This window comes from Streptomyces sp. NPDC097129 (assembly GCF_055668065.1).
This window is the reverse complement of sequence record NZ_JBVOQE010000092.1, coordinates 1-1152: the sequence shown is the minus strand read 5'-3', so window position 1 is coordinate 1152 and position 1152 is coordinate 1. Positions and strand designations below refer to the sequence as shown.

Sequence of the window (1152 nt, the reverse complement as noted above, 5' to 3'; positions counted from 1 at the left end):
GGTTTTCTTCGTGAGTTTTCCCAGGCAGGAGTTCGAGTGTTATGACCGCCACTTCGGAATCTCGTTCGACGACCATCTGGCCGACACTGCGCTACCTCGACGCCCGCGCGGCAATCCACTTTCTGGTGAGCACCTTCGGTTTCGTGGAGAAGGCCGTCTACGGAGAGGGAGACGTGGTCGACCACGCCCAACTCGACTGGCCGGGCGGTGGCGGCATCATGTTGGGTTCGCCGCGCACCGATTCTGCGATCGCCGGCCTGCCGCCTGGAATCGGTTCGGTGTACATCGTCGTGGACGACGCGGACGCCGCCGATGCACTCCACGAACGCGCTGTCGCGGCGGGCGCCACGATCACGCAGGGATTGCGCGACGAGGACTACGGTTCGCGGGGGTTCACCTGCCGTGATCCCGAAGGTGTGTACTGGAGTTTCGGCACGTACGCAGGGGAGTAGCCCCCCGCGACCTACCTGGTGGCCCAGTGCTCTGCCGGAACCACTTCCGACGGGATGGGCGGATGAGGTGGTGTGCCGTCCCCGAACGGTCGGCCACCCAATTGTTCGCGGCCGTGCGGTTCGAGCCAGTGTGTCAATTCCGGTCCCTTGGGCACGATTCCGGAGGGATTGATCTCGGAATGCACGATGTAGTAGTGCGCTTTGATCTGTGTGAAGTCGATGGTGTCACCGAATCCGGGGGTTTGGAACAGATCGCGCGCGTAGTCCCACAGCACCGGCATCTCGCTGAGTTTGCTTCTGTTGCACTTGAAGTGGCCGTGATAGACGGGATCGAACCGCGCCAGCGTGGTGAACAGGCGCACATCGGCTTCGGTGATGGTGTCGCCCACCAGGAAACGTTGCCGGGCAAGACGTTCGGTGAGCCAGTCGAGGCGAGCGAACAGCGTGTCGTATGCCTCGTCGTACGCCTGCTGTGAACCGGCGAAACCGCAGCGGTAGACGCCGTTGTTGACGTCGCGAAAAACGTACTCGGCCACTTCGTCGATTTCGTTTCGCAGAGGCTCCGGGTACAGATCCGGTGCGCCTTCGCGGTGGTACTTCTTCCAGTGCGTCGAGAAGTCGAGGGTGATCTGTGGGTAGTCGTTCGTGATCACCTTGCCCGTGGCGATCTCCACCATGGCGGGCACCGTGATTCCCCTGG

At 62.4% G+C, this 1152-nt stretch carries 2 protein-coding genes; one reads left to right on the top strand and one right to left on the bottom strand.

The annotated features are described in order from the left end of the window. The first annotated feature begins 41 nt into the window (after nt 1-41). On the top strand, nt 42-452 hold the full coding sequence (locus tag AC0B9F_RS38335; RefSeq protein WP_003945129.1) for a VOC family protein: 411 nt from the start codon (nt 42-44) through the stop codon (nt 450-452). 11 nt (nt 453-463) lie between these two features. Here AC0B9F_RS38335 and AC0B9F_RS38330 read toward each other — a convergent pair. Continuing rightward, nucleotides 464-1152: glutathione S-transferase C-terminal domain-containing protein (locus tag AC0B9F_RS38330; protein ID WP_472010457.1), on the bottom strand; the 689-nt coding region annotated here is incomplete at its 5' end.